The organism is Nocardioides pakistanensis (assembly GCF_054781215.1).
Map to the genome: position 1 here is coordinate 1 of NZ_BAAGUV010000012.1, position 15,584 is coordinate 15,584.

Below are 15,584 nucleotides of genomic sequence, written 5' to 3' on the forward strand. Positions count from 1 at the left end.
GCTCAGAAGGGCTCTCTCGTTCTACGCCACGCTCATCTCGGCCACACGCCCCGGTGGATCAGGGCTCAGAAGAACGTGACGGAGTGGGACGAAGTTTTCGGCTCACCGTCTTCGATCCACCTGTAGGTGATAGTTGCTGAGCTCGACACCCCGGCGTACATCAACAGCGGAACGACGGCTTCCCCGCCGTTCGCAGCCAGGGTGAACGGCGGCGGCTTCTGCAGCGGCTGCGGCGCCGACGACCCTTCGCCATCGTCGGGTGCCTCTAAGGTAAAGGTCACGTCGACGGCGTCAGTGTCTCCGGTGTTGGTGATTGTCAGCCGCTGACGCTTCGACACCATCCGGCCCTTGTTGTTCATCTCGCGGTCCTTGGCGTAGTGAGCCTGGAGGGCCGCGCCTGACCGCTTCGGCACGCCACCAATAGCCGGTGCAGCAAGGTCTAGCGCGATGATGTCGGCCTCGATGGCCCGCCGGACCTGCTCGGTCAGCGACTCTGTCGTGTCGAATGACCCGTAGAGGCTGAGCTTCTCGATCTCGTCCTTGAACGCCTGCAGGGTGGCCAGCGCCTCAGGGTCGATGTGCGCGCGGTCGATCGGCATGGCGGAGAAGAAGACGTGGACCCGTTTGCCAGCTTCCTTGGCCTCGTGCAGCTCCTCGGCGGTTCCCGACGCATACCGCGGTGTCGCCTTTCCGAGCTTGGAATGGAAGATGCCGATAACCACGTCTGCGTCCTCGACCAGCTGACGGTTGATGACCGACTGGCCATCTTCGCCGGTGAACTCGGCGACGGCGTTCGTCTCCCAGCGACGAGGAAGAAGGATGACGGAAGACGCGGCTGCACGTTCGCCGTTCCAGACGTGGAGGGTTCGCTCGACGGCGTCACGCATCTCTGCGGTGTCCGACGGCGATGCGATCAGCACACGGACGACGTTGGCGGCGAAGGTCACTCTCCGACGCTACCGTCTCGGACCGACCGAATCCGGGAACGCTTCTCCATCACAGGATCGTGTACCTGCCCGAGCACCGGTTGAGTTGTTGCGCGGGGTTGACGTAGCGACTGGGCGGATCTGCCGCGATGCGGGCTGACGTAGGTGCGTCTAACCGCCGCGGTTCGGCATGCCATCCGGCTCGCGCTGCGGCACCGCCGTCACGAACTCACTATGCGCGGACAGGCATATGCGCGGGCCCAGATCGTTAGGCTGTACGCACAACCCGCCGCGCTTCAACATCAGGCTTGGGGTGTGTGCCTCCTGCAAGGTCACCCTCCCGGCCTCGCGAGCAACGACGTCGGCTAAGAAGTCGAAGAGCAAGGCGCCCAAGGCGGTCACGAAGTGGAAGTGCCCTAACTGTCTCCAGCGAATTCCACTCGATAAGGCCGGCTCCGCATTGGTGGAGCACCTCAATGGGCAACGTCAAAACTGTCGTGGATCCGGCTATCTCGTGCCCGCGAGAAGCAAAGATGCTCTCGACCACCGTCTGCCCGGCAGTTTCGGAAGCGGAAGTCACTGACTACAAGAGGCGCTTGGATCACGTTGTGAGAGGCGCCAGCGCCATCACCGGAACCGCCATGGAGTCGACGGCGGCGCGCGTCAATCCGCCGCGTACCGACCGATCGCGACAGCCACGTGTTGTCATCAGCCAGAATCGCATTCGCGAGTCGCCCTCGCCGCACTCTCCGCGCCAGATCGAGCTACTGATCACTCGGAGAGCGCCGTGGAGGCGCCGTCGTAGCGCTCTCTGAGTAACTCCAGTCCGCCAGCAGCATCCCCAACAGCGCGTGTCCACTGGTGACGGGCCGGGTGCGGCACTTCCAGCAGCGCGCACGTCGGCGCTGACTGGAGGGAACGCCAGAACATCTGGGCGAACTTCCCCGCTGCCGCCACCGTCGTTGCAGGCCTGATGCCCAACAGGGCGACGCGACGGCCAAGGTCAGCGAGGAGGTATTCAGCGTATTGCCTTCGGGGTGCCCTCAGCGTTTGGATCTCCCTCGCCCGGGATCGGCGTAGGCCTTCGATTGAAATCCATTGCTTGTCATCCAGAGGAGTTGCCGTCGTGATGGCCTGGCGCTGCAGTGGAACCTGGCTGACGTTGACGATTGCCACACGAAAGTCACCGCCCTTCTGTCGGCGGGCAATTTCCTCGCCAAGAGATCTATCCGCGTCAACATTCCCCGCCAAGAATGCGAGGGCGTCCCTTCCGGCGCGACCGGCGAGTGGGTGCTTTGCGTGCAGCTCGTCGACGTGAGGAGACTCAAAGAGCATCACCAGGTCGACCGGCGACCCGTGTCCACCAGTGAGATCGGGAACGAAGAAATTCGCGTAGGCACCGACTCCGGTCTCCTGCAGGTACGCCTCGACTGTCACGCGCAAAGGCTAGCCGTGGTGGGCGATGTCGAGTCGGTGAGTCGTCGCCGGACGATCCGCGCCTTACAGCTGCGACAATCGCGCGTCATAGCGCCGCGAACTACCGCGCTCCCTCGTCGGCCCTCTTCTTGCCGGACAAGCCGCACATCCAGCTCAGCTTTGGAATGCGAGGCGACGTACTGCCTTCGCCGCATGTCATGTGACGGGACCTGTCGGACACGTGTGTCAGGACTGTTCGGACAGTAGCGCTTTGGGTGGGCGGCCTCGTTTGAGGCCGCTCACCTGGTTCTTGCGGGTGGGGTCGATGGTGAGGCGTTTGATGACTTGGCCGTCGTGAAGGATGGCGACCTCGAGGTCGTCGCGGACCACGGTGACCAGGGCGTCGGTCCACTCGTGCCCGATGCGGATGCGGAACCGGTTGCCGAGGTCGACGGTGCCACCGACTCGGACGCGGCGTTCGGTGTGGCTGACCGGTGCCGGCAGCGGTCCTGGTGGCGGGGCCGCCTTGGTGGTTGCTGCGTACCGTTCGGCCGGGGTGGCGCCCTCGAGTGCCTGGTGGGGCCGGTCGGTGTTGAACAGGACGTCGTAGGCGTCGAGCAGTCGCTGGAGCTGGTCGAGGTCTTCGGCGGCGGGGTGCGCGGCCAGCCAGCGCTTGAGGGGCTGCCAGTCGCGTTCCTTCTTGCCGCAGGTCTGCGGGTGACGCGGTGAGGACACCACGGGGTTGATGCCGTGGTCGCGTAGACGTTGTTCGAAGACGCTGACGCCGCCGGTGGTTCGCCGGGAGGTGAACGCGGAACCGCCGTCGCTGAGGAGCATCACGGGGCGGCCGTGACGGGCCAGTGCGGTTTCCATCAACGCCCATGCCTCGGCAGTGTTCTCAGCCGGCGCGGCACGGCTGGCCAGGATGAGGCGGGAGTGGTCGTCGATCAGCCGCAGGATGCACACTGCGGTGCGGTCGGCCAAGACCCATTCGGTCCCGTCGAGCTGCCAGCACCCGTTGGGCGAGGGGTTCTGGAACCGTTTGAACGACGAGCGTGGGCGTTTGGCCGGCGCGGGCTCGATGAGCCCTTCACGCACCAGGACCCGGTGCACCGTCCTCGCCGAGGGGACCGGGACCCCGGCTCGCTGCAGACGGGCGTGGATCGAGCGGGCGCCGTGGTCCCACCCCTCCTTCAGCAGTTTGGCTCGCTGCTCCAGGATCGCCTGTACCACCTCGTCCGCGGTCTGGTTCGGGCTGCTCCGCGGTCGGGTCGAATGCGGGAGCAGCCCCGAGAAGCCCTCCTCCTCCAGCCGGGCCCGGTACCGGTAGTAGGTGTCGCGGGAGATGCCGAGCCGTCGGCACACCTGCGAGATGTTGTCCGAGCCATCATCGACCGCCTCGAACGCCGCGATCGCGATCCGGATATCCATAGGGACCACCTGTCTGGCCATGGCTGATCAGATCAGCCATGGCCATCGGGTGTCCGACAGGTCCCGTCACACAGGTGTCAGATAAGTCCCGTCACTTCACACTGCCTTCGCCGCACTGGACGAGTCGCTTTGATGAGCCTCGCGGACGTGGTCACGGCAGATGGGCACTCCGTGCAGCGACGTAGTCGCTGGTGCGACTGACTTCAGGGTGTTCAGGACTTCGCACACGGCACAACGCGGGGCCCAAGGCTCTGACATGTTGCTCCCCCTTCGATAACGACGTGGTCTGCACCATCTTCGCAGAGTCCCTCCAGAGGGGCGGAGCGCCGAGTGCGTCCAACCGCCGACAGTTGGCGTGGGAACTAAGCGGATTGGCCGACTACTCGGCCTCGCTGGGCCGGGTGCCCGCAGGAGGTCAACTTCCTTGCGGTCGAGTTCAACGTCTTGCGACCGCTGGCGCGATGCCTTCGGGCAAGGTCCGGAGGTCCCCTGTCGCGATTGGACCGGTGAAGGCCAACTGAGGCCGTGGCTTGTTGGTAGAGGGTCAGCCAATTCAACGAGTCGGTCAATGCCACGGGTCGCGCTGCCCGTGAGAGACGCGGCCGCGGCGGGCGCCCTCAATTCATCTTGATCGATCCGAACTCGCGCCATCTCTTGACCATTTCTCGGGCAGCCTGTTTCGCCGCCGCACGCTTTAGGCCCTGACCGCGAAACTCCCGCGTGAGGGATGCCGGAAACAGACGTTCCCACTCCTCCTCGAAACCTGTCGGTGGAAGCTCGATCACAAGTCTCGCGTTGCCCATTGTCGTAGACATCGTGTCGCCCTCGACGCCGTGTTGCAGGCAAATCGCCCTGGCCGAAATGACCTGGTCCACCAAGCCAGCCTGTCGAGGAAGTTCGAACGCCAGGCCAATGGCCAGTTCGATCGGCCGCTCGAAGCGCAGGCGCAGCACCAAACGGTTGCCCGTCTGTGCCCACTGCGAGAAGCAGTCGCCCATGCCCAGATGCTCGTGAACGCGCACCAGCTCCGCCACGTCAGGACGAGCTGTCATGTCGACCATGACGACGGGGACCAACCGCCCTCCGACTTGCCCCCTGATTGCCAGCGCACCGTCAGCCACGACTGGCATGACGATGCTGAGCGGGATGCGCTCCTTCCGCTTCTCAGTCACCTGTCTCCTCTACGTGGGATATGCGCTCCTGAACGAACTCTGACGGCAGGGTAAAGGCGGTCCCGAAGGTGTCTGTAAGGACGAGCTGCAGCCGCTCAATGGAGCGTCCCTCGACCAATGCCTGCGCCACGGTGATCTGCAAGGAACCCGCCTCGGATCCGTTCGCGGCGAGAGCAATCGGCAGAATCAACTGGCCGGAGGGCGGAGCAGATCGGCTCGGAAGCCAGGGCGCTTTGACGTTCAGCACAGAGCCACCGACGTTGTACTCAAGCCACAACTCAGCCTCGGCAATTGAGTTTGCCCTGTCCGACGGATTCCGTATCACAAGGTCGTATACGTAGGTCCGCTCATCGTCGTTGATCTCGCAGGTGGCGGAGATTAGCCGTATGTCCAGGAGCGCCTCTCGCCGTGCCTCCTGACGCTCCGCCAACGCTAAGGAACGGCGCGACGTCTTGGCACCACGACGATTCACGAGGTAGCCGAGCACGGCAAGGATGGCCACGCCGACGGGGATCAGCGCCAACTTCGGACTCGCAGCTGCGCCATCGAGGAAGTCACCCACCTGATTCAAGAGGTCGCCCATGCCACGGGATCATTGCAGGAACTAGCCTCTGACGACCGCTCCGCCCGTCGACCGAAGTCGTCGAGGGCCACGCATCGTCTAGTAGCCGCCTGTGAACTGCGAACTGACGAGGGTCAGTCGCTTCGCACCGAGCCGCCATCGCGACGGTCCAGCACATCACTCGATCGCGGTCCAAGGTCGACTGGCGCCCCACCGTCGTCGGCCCTGGCGAAGACCTCTCGGTCCAAGAACGCATCAGCCTGGTCGTCCTGGCCCAGCGCCTTCATCACCGCGGCGAGATCGAGCTTGGGCTTCTCCTCAGCAGGCGCTGCCAGCATGGCCGTCTCTGCCGCCCACCGTGCCGTTTCGACATCGCCTCCGGCCAGTGCATCGGTCGCGACGATATGAGCGACGTCGACGACGGCTGCTGCGAGCTGGTGGTCAACCGGTGTCTCGGCAAGCCAGCCGTATCCGCGCTTCCTGAGCTGGTCGAATGGTCGTCCCCGGACAAGGCGCAACGCGGCGACCAAGTCCTCCATCCCGTCCTCTCCCCGGGCCTGCGCCCGGACGCGCAGCCGACGAAAGAGATCCTCATCCGAGAGGATGCCCTCCACCTGGTAGACGCCCATCCCTCGCTTCCGAGCGGCTTCGGTCTTCGTGCAGTCCGGGATGTACGACACCCCGGTCGTGGGGTTGGTCCCCACCCACTTTCGTGCTGCCGTCACGTAGTTGTGGACGACGTTCTCCTTGACGTCGAACGCGCAGGCCAACTGCTCGGTAGTGGTGCCCTGCGGGTGGGTGGCGAGGTACACGACGACTTCTGCCGCGTACGCCCGACGGTTGCGCGCGTCCCCAGTCGGCTCCTCGGCGACCAGTAGCTCCACGGGACCGAGCACACCGATGCGCGGCCGGGTGGTCTCAGGGTCATGCCAGGCAGCCAGTTCGTCGTCCAGTGTCGGATCGAGCGCGAGGATCTGCTCTCCCACCCTTCGCGGGAGCGTAGGCGCCAGCGCGGCAAGGTCCTCCGTAGTCGTAGCTGCCACGGCCAGGTACGCCTCGTCCGGCCGCGGTAGCAGGGACTCCCCGGCCGCGTCGGGCGCGCGCTCGTCCACGACGCTCGCTCGTAGCGCACCAGCGGAATCGCTGACTTGCTCATAGGGCCGGTCGCCGGTCGCAGGCGGCATCGGTTCGTCCTCAGCTTCCCGGTGATGGCTGATGAGGGCGGCGATCTGCCCGGCACGCTCCGCGGTGAGCCGGTTGGCCTGCACCTTCACTCCCAGCGGCTCGATGCTCATCCACCCGTCTTGGTGAACAACCATCTCGAGGGAGGCTGGCACGGCCGGCTCGTCTCCGCCCACGACAACGAGGGCCACCGCCTTGCGGCCGGGCGGCCACCGCAGGGCGTCCTGGAGCCGGTCCATCTCCTGGCCGGTGAACCGCTCCTGGCCCACGACAGCGACCCTCGGCATCCACGCCTCGGCCGCCCGGCCGTCCAGTCGACCCGTGAGCACGTCCTGACCGGTGACCTGGCTGCTGTCGACCACGTCCTGCGCAGCCCGGATCAGGGCATCCGCCAACCCGTGCTCCACCCCACCGATGCGCTCAGGGTCCAGGCCTGTGAGAGCGGACGCCACACCGTCAACCTCCAGGAGCACGTCGTCGGACCAGGCGTTCACGGCCATCTCCGCCACCAGGAACCGGACCACCTCGGCCACGAGCTCTGGTTCCCCTCGAAGACGAGTGATAGCCGCGGCCTCGAGGTCGAGCAGCCACCTCGCCCCGGACTCGTCGGTACCGACGGTTACCAGCGTCGGGTAAGGCGCAAGCGAGTCACTCTCCATCACCGGAACGTTGCGGCTCCGGACCAGGACGCGACCGGAATCGTCCTCTCGCCATGGCTCTGGTGACCGAGTGGTGAACGGCGACACGAGATGCAGCTCGATGGTTTCATCGGACAGTCTGACTGCGGCGACGTCCGGAAGGCCGCTCACGCCATCCCGCTCTCCTACCAGGTCGACGAGCTCTCGCAAGGCACCGTCGAGGAACTCAGAGTCGTCCAAGCCGTCATCCGCGGCGCGGACCGCAGCCTCCACTGGCGCCAACTCGGCCGGCGTCTGCGGGACGACGCGTCCGGACCTGCGGTTTCGGTACTGCATTCGGCGCCGCACGGCGAGGAGTCCGAAGAGACCCGCTCCGAGCAGCGCGCCCCCACCACTGAGAAGGGCCGCCAAGCTCGAGCCGTCTGAGCCCTGGCCGGATACATCCTCATGGAGCTTCTCCGCAGGGTCAGCGACCACCGAGGTTTCGTCCGTCCCTGCCTGCGCTCCGTCGCGCGCCGCCTCGGGTACGCGTTCGGGCGGCGAGTGCGTGACTTCTGGCGCCGGCTCGTGAGCCGGTTCTGGCTCAACGGCCTGTCGGTCAGGCGGCTGACGGTCGGTGCGTCGCCCCGGCAGATCGAGGATCTGGCCGGGATGGATCACATCCGGATCAGCGACCTGCGCACGGTTCGCCGCGTACAGCCGACGCCACCGCTCCCCATCGCCGTACTCCTCCTCCGCGATGCTCCACAAGGTGTCACCGGGTTCGACCTCAACCCTGCGCGCACCAGCTGGCACCGGCGCCTGACCGCTCTCGCCTGGAACAAGCAGCCGCCAGCCGGGGATGATCACGCCTGCAGCGGAGAACCTCTGACCATCCGGCATCCGTCGGTCGGCGTTCAGCTCTGCTATCACCCTCCAGCGTTCGCCCGATCCGAGGTGTCGTTCGGCAAGCCCCCAGAGGGTGTCGCCCTTGGCGACGGTGATCTCCACCGGCTCCGCAGCACGAGAAGGAGTCGCTGACGCCGCCTGCCCGAAGGGAGCAGGTGCAGACTTGCTTGGCCCCGCAGCGGTTGCCGACACCTGCGTGGTCGCCGCTGACGCAAAACCTGTCACGGGAGCAGCGGTGACGCCGGCCCCCACGACCGCCGTCACGACGGCCTGTACGAGAGTCCGCGCCAACTGCTGCTGGCCGTCGAACGTTCCGGGGACTCGAGTCAGCCACGCCCCGGACTTACCGACGGCGAGCCGGATCTCGGCGCCTACCTCCACGACGACACAGAGCATCAACTGCGCCCAGACGACCCAGGCGGCGACGGCGATGACTCCCATCAGCGCACTGTCGGTGAGTCGCCCCGAGAGCGTCAGGCCCTCAGCGGGATAGGGATTGCCCACCGTGGTGACGAGCAACCACGGCAAACCAACCATGAGCGCGGCCAAGGTGAGCAGTGCTATGAGGCCGCGGAAAACCGCCAAGAACCTGCGCATCAGGGGCTCTCCTCTCCTGTGATGCCCTGGGCGGTCTCCGACTCCTCGATGGGGAAGCCGTCGATGCCGATGACGCTGAGGATGCGGGCAGGACTGGTGCCGGTCACGGTGACCGTGACGCGGTCGCCGGTGACCTGGACGGAACCGACCTGGCCGGCAGCTGCGAGGTACTCGCGTACGCGGTCAGACGCGGACTGCGCGTTCACTGCGTCACCACCGGATCGGACGCTGCTCGCGGAAAGCTGGTCGGCACCCAGGCGTGCCGCTTGCGCTGCCACCCGTGAGGCCTCGAGGCGGGCGTCGATCACCCGCCCGCCGTCCACGACGAGCCCGAGCAGCACGGTGAACGCCCCGGAGGTCAACAGGAGTGCCCAGATCGAGGCTGAGCCGCGGGCGTCATGGTCGGATCTCACGAGATCACCCGGTGGGCTTCGAGAGGCACGACGGAGGTCGCGGTGAAGCTCCTGCTGCCCGGCAGTCCGAAGCCGGTCAGATCGGAGAGGTCGGCGCGGCAGGTCACGGTGGCGCGGACGACGCCACCCGCCTCGAAGGCGCCGGGGTCAACGTGAACCGTGAGGTCCGCACAGGAACGACCTCGCTCGACGAGGGATCGCTGCGCCGCGGATCGGCCGGCGGCACCCGCCGCGGCAGCGCTCCCCTCGAGCGAGGCGGCTCGGGCTGCAACGGCAGCAGCTGCATCGACCTGGTCCGCAGCCTCCACGAAGCGGGCACCCGCGGCGATGGCGAGGATGCACCCGACGAGGACGGGCGTGAGCACGACCAGCTCCACCGACATCGCTCCGCGCTCAATGCGGCGACGCGACCTCATGGCGCTTCCTCCACGAACCGTTCTACGGGCCCCTCCACCTCGGCCGAGACCTCGACCGTGAGGAACGGAACGAACTCCTCGACCTCACCCCTGACTGTGACGCGCGCCGTCTCCGCCGACCTGGAAGCGGTAACCACGGCGTTCTCGACACCCTGCCCCAGATCATCGACGAACCGCTTCGCGGTGCGGCGTCCTTCCTCGGCGGAGCCGTCGTACGCCGCAGCGGCCGCGAGGCCCTCCTCGGCCGCGGCCGTAACGATCCGGTGGGCATGCGCGCGGACGGCGTACTGCAGCATCACGAGGAATACCACGATCAACATGCTGAGGATCAGCATGAACTCGATCCCGATCGCACCTCGCTCGCTGCGACGCCTCATGCCGCCCATAGCCTCGCCTCAGGGTGAGCCGAGCTTGTTGGTCTGGGACGTCACGTAGGCCTGCACCGCGGCAACCGCGATGCCGGCGATAGCGATGACGCCGAGGGCCACCAGCAGCCACTCGACCGCGGTGAAGCCGCGTTCCTCACGCCGGTCGAGCCTGGCTCGCAGCCAGCTCACGAGAACGGACAGCTCTTGCATGTTCTTCACTTCCTTCCCCCGCGGGTTACCCCGCGAACAACCGCACAATCGAGGGGTAGAGCTCGTAGCCGAGGAACGCGAACACCATGACGATGAGGGCGAACTTCATCGACTCCGTCGCCTGGTTCGCCTCGGCCTCGGCGTCCGCGACGCGGGCAGCCCGCAACGTGCCCGCCCTCGCGATGAGCGTGGCTTTGATCTTGGCGCCGTCCTCGTTGGCCAGCCGCAAGGAGGCATCGAGATCCACAAGTTCGGGAAGCCCGAGTCGGCGGCCAAGCGCACCGAGCGACTCCCAGGCGCTGATTCCGGAAAACCGGGCTCCGTCGATCGCGTCCTGCAGGTGGGCGAAGGTCCATCCGGTACCGATATTGGCCGCCGCCGGCAGAGCCTCGGCGTGACCGCGGCCTGCGTCGAGTGCCATCGCTACCAGGTCCAGGTAGATCGACAATGAACGCCGGAACTCCGCCCGCATCTCGGCCGCCTTGGTCTGCACCTCGCGCTGCGCGACAACCACCATCGCCCCGGCGAGCCCTACGCCGAGCAGGAGACCGATCGAGATCGGCAGGCTCAGCCCCGCAAGAGCCAAGGCACTGAGGATGAGGGGCGGCCCGAGAAACGCCACGGCGGCTAAGCCCAGGACCTTGGTGAGATGTTGTTCGAGCGTCGTCCCGGTGATGGTCAGGTCGCTCTGCAGCGACTGGCCAGCCCGCCGCTCGACCTGTTCGGCGATCCGGGTGGTCAGTCGGCCGACCCAAGACGTGCCGGCCACATCCGGGCTATCGCGTCGCTTGGTGGCTCGCGCGCGTTCGTCGTACCAGCGACCTGCGAGGACCACGTGGTCCGTCCGTGGGGGTACCGCGAGGCGCATGATCTGGATGCACCCGAGAGCAACGCACGCTGCCGCGAACAGGAACGCGATCACTGACCCCACCTCGCGGATCCGGCGACGGGCTTATAGGACGCCACCTCAGTGACCGCGTCCGCGCTGGTGAGGAATCGCGCTGGGGGTTGGGTGTTCGCCAACGAGCGCATCCGCATGAACGCGGCCAGGAAGATCGCGATGAAGACCGAGAGCGCCAGTTGTCCGGCCGGAGAGGAGTAGGGCTCGACCCAGCTGCGGGCGAAGACGGCCTGCAGGACGACGAAGCCGACCACGAGTCCGGCGATCTTTTGGGCCTGCCCTCGAAGCGCCCGGCGTTCGTGCTCGACCTTGCGACGCATCTCCAGCTCTGAGCGTGCCGACGTCGCCAGCGCGGTCAGGATCCGCTGCAGCCCACCTGCGCGCTGACGTGCATTGAGACTCAACGCCGCGACGACCATGTCTCCGGCTGGATCGTCGAGGTCGTCGGCGAAGCGAGCGAGGGCCTCCGGTAGCGGCACGCGGCCGGCCAGTCTCGCGGAGAGGTCGCGCAGCGGTTTGCGGAGCAGGTCAGGCGCCGACTGCACCGTGGCCGGTATGGCTTGCTCCAGACCCGAAGCAGCGGCGGAGGTGTCCCGCAGCGACTCAGTCCACACGGCGATGGCCTCGATCTTGCGCAGCTCTCGTCGCCCTGCGGCAGCGCCGCCGAAGACCCGCGGCCAGAGCACTGCAAGGGCACCAGCGGCGACCGCGGCGGCCGGCCAACGGGTCACAAGCAGGATGGCAAGACCCACGGCTAGACCCGTCGCGAGCCGGCGAACCTGGGCCGGATCCCGCCGAGGGCTTGCCGGCCGCGGGTCGACCGGAAGCAGCGAGCCACCGCGACCCAGGTGAAGAAGCGCCACCAGACTCGCCGCAGCGCCAGCGACGGACAGGATGAAGACCAGCATCACGCCCACTCACCTCCCGCCGGCCGCCATCCGGCCGCGACCAGGTCGTCGTGGCACTGCACCTGCACCTCTGCACGGCGGCGGACGGCGCCTGCCGCGTCTGGACCCCACAGTTCGTTGGTCGCCAGGTCGCCGTGCTCGCTGACTCCGGCAACTTCGCGAACCGACTCGATGACCCGCTCCTGCCCCTCGCCAGTTCGCAGCCTCCTCAGGAAGACGATGAAGTCGAGCCCCGTGGCCACCAGCCGCACCGTGGCCTCCCACGGGAGCCGTTCAGGCGCCTGGATCGCGTAGGTGGCGATCTTGTGCACGACGTCCCCGGAGGAGTTCGCGTGGATTGTCGACAGCGACCCGTCGTTGCCCTGGGTCATCGCGTTCAGCATGGTGACGACCTCGTCGCCGAGGACCTCGCCGACGATGACTCTCGAGGGGTTCAAGCGCAGGGTGTCGCGCACGAGCTCGGCCATGGACACGGCACCGGCCCCCTCGGAGTTCGGCAGGCGCTCCTCCAAGGCGATCGCGTTCGGGTGTGCCTCGACGTCCTCATCGAGACCGAGCTCGAGTGAGCGCTCGACGGTGAGGATGCGCTCGTCCGCGGGGATCTCCGACGCCAGAGCCCGGAGCAAGGTCGTCTTCCCGGCGCCGGTAGCCCCGGCAACCATGATGTTCCTCCGTGCGCGGACCGCGGCGGCCAAGAAGTCGGCCAGGTCCTCGTCGAGCGTCCCCAGCCGGATCAGGTCCTTGAGGCGCACCTGGGTGTGGCGGTGCTTGCGGATCGAGATCACGGGCTCACGAGAGACCGACTGCACGGCATAGAGTCGGGAGCCGTCCGGAAGTCGCAGGTTCACCCGCACGTTGGCGACGTCGAAGGCCCTGGCGGACAGCCCCTCGTGAGCGGCGAGGATCTGGACGGTCTCGATGAGCTCCTCGTTCGATGCGGCAACCGGACGCACGCGAGCGGTGCTTCCATCGGCGTACTCGACGAAGACGTTGCGGTAGCCGTTGATGTCGATGTTCTCCACGGACTCGTCATCCAGGAGGACCTGGAGGCTGCCGGCCCCGAACAACCGAGACTCGAGCGCCTCGACGAGGTCCTGCCTCTCCTCCCACGACAGTTCCTCAGCCCCGGACTCAGCGAGCATCGATTCGTGCTCGGTGACGACTCGTTGCACCAAGGTCTTGCCATGCTGCCGGGCGTCCTCTCCGGTGAGTGGCGGTAGGCCCTGCGCCCGCCGTGCGTCGATCGCGTCCTGCCGCAGCCGACCGAGCTCCGCCTGGAGTCTCTTGATGAGGGTGTAGTCGAGATCCATCGTCAACTCACCGCCTCTGACTGACGTGGCGTGACGACGTCTATCAGCTCATCTGCCGTGCGACGCGCGCTGCGCAGCAGCCTGCTCCGCGCCAACCTGCCCGTGGCCGACTGCCCATCCAGCATGTGCCCTACGCCGGTGAGGTCGTACGCGATGTGGCCGACCCCTGAGACGAGCGGCCCGGCGCTGGTTTCGTCGAGCAGTTGCCGAAGATCCCTCAGGTCACCGTCGCGGTGCCGCTCGATGCCTACGAGCACCGGGAAGAGCTGAGGTGGGTTCTCGCGGTACGACGCCAGGGCGGGCACCAACCTGGCCGCACGTTCGCGCAACCGAATCATCGACTCCGTGTCCGCACGCGCGATTGGCAGTACGACGTCCGCGCGAGCCGCCAGAGGAAGCAGCGGTGACGCTGCGTGCAGCCGTCCAACATCCACCAGGACCGGTCTTCCTGTGTCGGCGAGGCGGGCGGCCAGCGAATGCCAATCCGCTACGCCGGCCGTCTGCTCGGCCATCAACGGGCCGGGGGTGACCGACACCTGGTCGTTGATCCGATGCGTGAACCGCTCGACGAGCTCGACGCCATCCGTCGACCGCGCGGCAGCCGCAAGGGTAAGGACGGTCGGGGTCTCAGGAAGAACTCCGCCGCTGCCAGTGCGGAGTCGGATCGCCAGATCACCGCCGTACGGGTCCGCCTCCACCACCGTCGCCGGCGCAGACCAGGCCGATGCCAGAGCCAGGGCCGTGGTCGTCGTGCCGGGCGACCCCTTGTCTGAGCAGAGCGCTATCAACATCTCAGCGACCCGCCCCGGCCGGCCCCTGCACCACAGCCACGCGACCAGCCGCTCCGAACGCAGCCACCAGGTTCGCCTCTTCCTCTCGAACGACGATCGACAGCTGAGTCCCGCCGCCCTCCACGCGTCCCACCTGGAAGACCTCGGCTGTTGCAGCAAGCACCGTCGGCGACTCCAGTTCGGCTGGGTCACTCGCATCACCGGATGGTGGGACGGCGAGGACCGTGACCGCGTCCCCGGCCCTCAGGCCGAGCGGAACTCGGGTGGGTTCGAGATCGAGACCTACGACGCGCTGACCATCGGCCGGCACGGGCTGGGTGGTCAGCAGCTGATCGGTGAGCACCTGACCCGGTAGGAGGCCCACGGCCGCAGTCGACCCGACTACCCGTTCGGCCTCGTCCACGGGAATCGCTCCGTCGACGCCGGCGACGGATGCCGTGGTGAGATCGCTCCGCTCGACAACATGCCCGGCCGGCACCTGCTTCCCCACGACCAGCACTTCGACGCGGTCACCCTGCTGCTGCCACACCCACGCGGCCAGGAGCATGCTCGTCAAGACGAACAGCACGGTCGCCGCCCACTGGCCGAGCCGACGCGGACGAGTCGGCAGCCTGACCTCACGAGGCCTCGGGATCGCGCCGTTCGCCTGCGCCGTCCGTTGGGCGCGCGGCTTCGCCTGCGGTTGGGCGGTCATCGGACCACCACCGTCTGTCGCTGAACGACCCGCACTGTCGCCGACCCCGCCGGCGCGTCCACCAGCCCGAGCGAGCCAGCCGTCGACGTGCAGACGCCCGAGCAAGTCCAGTCGACGGCGTACCGGATCGTGGCGGTGACGTCGAATGCCCCGTTCGGTGGGCCCTCGGAGGTCTTGTCGTAGGTGTAGCCGCACCCGGTCATCGCATCGTCACCCATTCCGTTCGTCCACGGCCGCCCCGCGTCGAAGCAGGTCGTCTCGCCAGGTCCCATGTCCCAGACCACGCGGTCCGGTTTCGCAACGACGGTCACTGCCGTTCCACCGGCGCGGACGGTCTTCGTCAAGGGCTGCCACTGTGGCTCCGGCAGCCAGAGCCAGTTCTCGATGCCGACCACGGCCGGGTCGGGGTACGACGGCGCCATCTGCAGATCGGCGATGGCCAAGGGCAGCTGTCCCAGCGCCGACTGAGCGAGCGTCCCAGGGTCTGGTGGCCCACCGGCGGGACCACCTGGCGGGACCCAGAACAGGACTTCCGGCGAGGAGTCGTCGATGAGGGCACACATCCAGACCTCCCCGTCTGTGCGCCCTTCCCAGGCCGGATCGTCGGGCGGGACGTTGACCGGGTGAGCCCAGCACTGGTGGGCGTCCACCCAGACGCCCCAGTCGCTCACGCAGGCGACGGGCGATCCGTCCGTACGGCGGCACCCGCCGCCGTCACTGCCGCCTCCGCCGTCCGACTCACCGCCGCCCAGGCCTGGGGG

16 protein-coding genes are annotated in these 15,584 nt (G+C 67.2%); all 16 read right to left on the bottom strand.

Features of this window, described 5'->3' with window-relative positions; genetic code table 11:
* Positions 1-65: 65 nt before the first annotated feature.
* The gene (locus ACYVIH_RS04155; RefSeq protein WP_460866356.1) at positions 66-947 is read right to left on the bottom strand and encodes a hypothetical protein; all 882 of its coding nucleotides are present in this window, start codon (positions 945-947) and stop codon (positions 66-68) included.
* 750 nt (positions 948-1,697) lie between these two features.
* Positions 1,698-2,363 (bottom strand): hypothetical protein, encoded by a 666-nt coding sequence (locus ACYVIH_RS04160; RefSeq protein WP_460866358.1) that lies wholly within the window; start codon positions 2,361-2,363, stop codon positions 1,698-1,700.
* Between the two features lie 225 nt (positions 2,364-2,588).
* Positions 2,589-3,773, bottom strand: coding sequence for an IS481 family transposase (locus ACYVIH_RS04165; protein WP_460866360.1), 1,185 nt, complete (start codon positions 3,771-3,773; stop codon positions 2,589-2,591).
* A gap of 617 nt (positions 3,774-4,390) precedes the next feature.
* Complete coding sequence (locus tag ACYVIH_RS04170) at positions 4,391-4,945, bottom strand: hypothetical protein (RefSeq protein ID WP_460866362.1); 555 nt, start codon at positions 4,943-4,945, stop codon at positions 4,391-4,393.
* Positions 4,938-5,528 carry a hypothetical protein gene (locus ACYVIH_RS04175; RefSeq protein WP_460866364.1) on the bottom strand — a complete coding sequence of 197 codons (591 nt, stop codon included), beginning with the start codon at positions 5,526-5,528 and terminating at the stop codon, positions 4,938-4,940. The genes ACYVIH_RS04170 and ACYVIH_RS04175 overlap by 8 nt, the downstream gene beginning before the upstream one ends.
* Before the next feature lie 113 nt (positions 5,529-5,641).
* On the bottom strand, positions 5,642-8,812 hold the full coding sequence (locus tag ACYVIH_RS04180) for a LysM peptidoglycan-binding domain-containing protein (protein ID WP_460866366.1): 3,171 nt from the start codon (positions 8,810-8,812) through the stop codon (positions 5,642-5,644).
* The gene (locus ACYVIH_RS04185) at positions 8,812-9,225 is read right to left on the bottom strand and encodes a pilus assembly protein TadG-related protein (protein WP_460866368.1); all 414 of its coding nucleotides are present in this window, start codon (positions 9,223-9,225) and stop codon (positions 8,812-8,814) included. The genes ACYVIH_RS04180 and ACYVIH_RS04185 overlap by 1 nt, the downstream gene beginning before the upstream one ends.
* The gene (locus ACYVIH_RS04190) at positions 9,222-9,641 is read right to left on the bottom strand and encodes a TadE/TadG family type IV pilus assembly protein (protein ID WP_460866370.1); all 420 of its coding nucleotides are present in this window, start codon (positions 9,639-9,641) and stop codon (positions 9,222-9,224) included. The genes ACYVIH_RS04185 and ACYVIH_RS04190 overlap by 4 nt, the downstream gene beginning before the upstream one ends.
* A complete protein-coding gene (locus ACYVIH_RS04195) occupies positions 9,638-9,976 on the bottom strand; it encodes a hypothetical protein (protein ID WP_460866372.1) in 339 nt (112 codons plus the stop codon). Before ACYVIH_RS04195 ends, ACYVIH_RS04190 begins: the two co-directional genes overlap by 4 nt.
* A gap of 60 nt (positions 9,977-10,036) precedes the next feature.
* On the bottom strand, positions 10,037-10,219 hold the full coding sequence (locus tag ACYVIH_RS04200) for a hypothetical protein (protein ID WP_460866374.1): 183 nt from the start codon (positions 10,217-10,219) through the stop codon (positions 10,037-10,039).
* Between the two features lie 25 nt (positions 10,220-10,244).
* Positions 10,245-11,141 (bottom strand): hypothetical protein, encoded by an 897-nt coding sequence (locus ACYVIH_RS04205; protein WP_460866377.1) that lies wholly within the window; start codon positions 11,139-11,141, stop codon positions 10,245-10,247.
* Positions 11,138-12,037 carry a type II secretion system F family protein gene (locus ACYVIH_RS04210; RefSeq protein WP_460866379.1) on the bottom strand — a complete coding sequence of 300 codons (900 nt, stop codon included), beginning with the start codon at positions 12,035-12,037 and terminating at the stop codon, positions 11,138-11,140. Before ACYVIH_RS04210 ends, ACYVIH_RS04205 begins: the two co-directional genes overlap by 4 nt.
* Positions 12,028-13,338 carry a CpaF family protein gene (locus ACYVIH_RS04215; RefSeq protein ID WP_460866381.1) on the bottom strand — a complete coding sequence of 437 codons (1,311 nt, stop codon included), beginning with the start codon at positions 13,336-13,338 and terminating at the stop codon, positions 12,028-12,030. The genes ACYVIH_RS04210 and ACYVIH_RS04215 overlap by 10 nt, the downstream gene beginning before the upstream one ends.
* Before the next feature lie 2 nt (positions 13,339-13,340).
* Complete coding sequence (locus ACYVIH_RS04220) at positions 13,341-14,129, bottom strand: hypothetical protein (RefSeq protein ID WP_460866384.1); 789 nt, start codon at positions 14,127-14,129, stop codon at positions 13,341-13,343.
* Position 14,130: 1 nt separating this feature from the next.
* Positions 14,131-14,823, bottom strand: a complete 693-nt coding sequence (locus tag ACYVIH_RS04225) for an SAF domain-containing protein (RefSeq protein WP_460866386.1) — start codon at positions 14,821-14,823, stop codon at positions 14,131-14,133.
* The gene (locus ACYVIH_RS04230; protein ID WP_460866387.1) at positions 14,820-15,386 is read right to left on the bottom strand and encodes a hypothetical protein; all 567 of its coding nucleotides are present in this window, start codon (positions 15,384-15,386) and stop codon (positions 14,820-14,822) included. Before ACYVIH_RS04230 ends, ACYVIH_RS04225 begins: the two co-directional genes overlap by 4 nt.
* Between the last annotated feature and the right edge of the window lie 198 nt (positions 15,387-15,584).

Coding starts and splice junctions, on each gene's coding strand:
- ACYVIH_RS04165 (WP_460866360.1), bottom strand. CDS start 3,773: ATGGATATCCGGATCGCGATCGCGGCGTTCGAGGCGGTCGATGATGGC.
- ACYVIH_RS04175 (WP_460866364.1), bottom strand. CDS start 5,528: ATGGGCGACCTCTTGAATCAGGTGGGTGACTTCCTCGATGGCGCAGCT.
- ACYVIH_RS04180 (WP_460866366.1), bottom strand. CDS start 8,812: ATGCGCAGGTTCTTGGCGGTTTTCCGCGGCCTCATAGCACTGCTCACC.
- ACYVIH_RS04190 (WP_460866370.1), bottom strand. CDS start 9,641: ATGAGGTCGCGTCGCCGCATTGAGCGCGGAGCGATGTCGGTGGAGCTG.
- ACYVIH_RS04195 (WP_460866372.1), bottom strand. CDS start 9,976: ATGCTGATCCTCAGCATGTTGATCGTGGTATTCCTCGTGATGCTGCAG.
- ACYVIH_RS04200 (WP_460866374.1), bottom strand. CDS start 10,219: ATGCAAGAGCTGTCCGTTCTCGTGAGCTGGCTGCGAGCCAGGCTCGAC.
- ACYVIH_RS04215 (WP_460866381.1), bottom strand. CDS start 13,338: ATGGATCTCGACTACACCCTCATCAAGAGACTCCAGGCGGAGCTCGGT.
- ACYVIH_RS04220 (WP_460866384.1), bottom strand. CDS start 14,129: ATGTTGATAGCGCTCTGCTCAGACAAGGGGTCGCCCGGCACGACGACC.
- ACYVIH_RS04225 (WP_460866386.1), bottom strand. CDS start 14,823: ATGACCGCCCAACCGCAGGCGAAGCCGCGCGCCCAACGGACGGCGCAG.
- ACYVIH_RS04230 (WP_460866387.1), bottom strand. CDS start 15,386: ATGTGTGCCCTCATCGACGACTCCTCGCCGGAAGTCCTGTTCTGGGTC.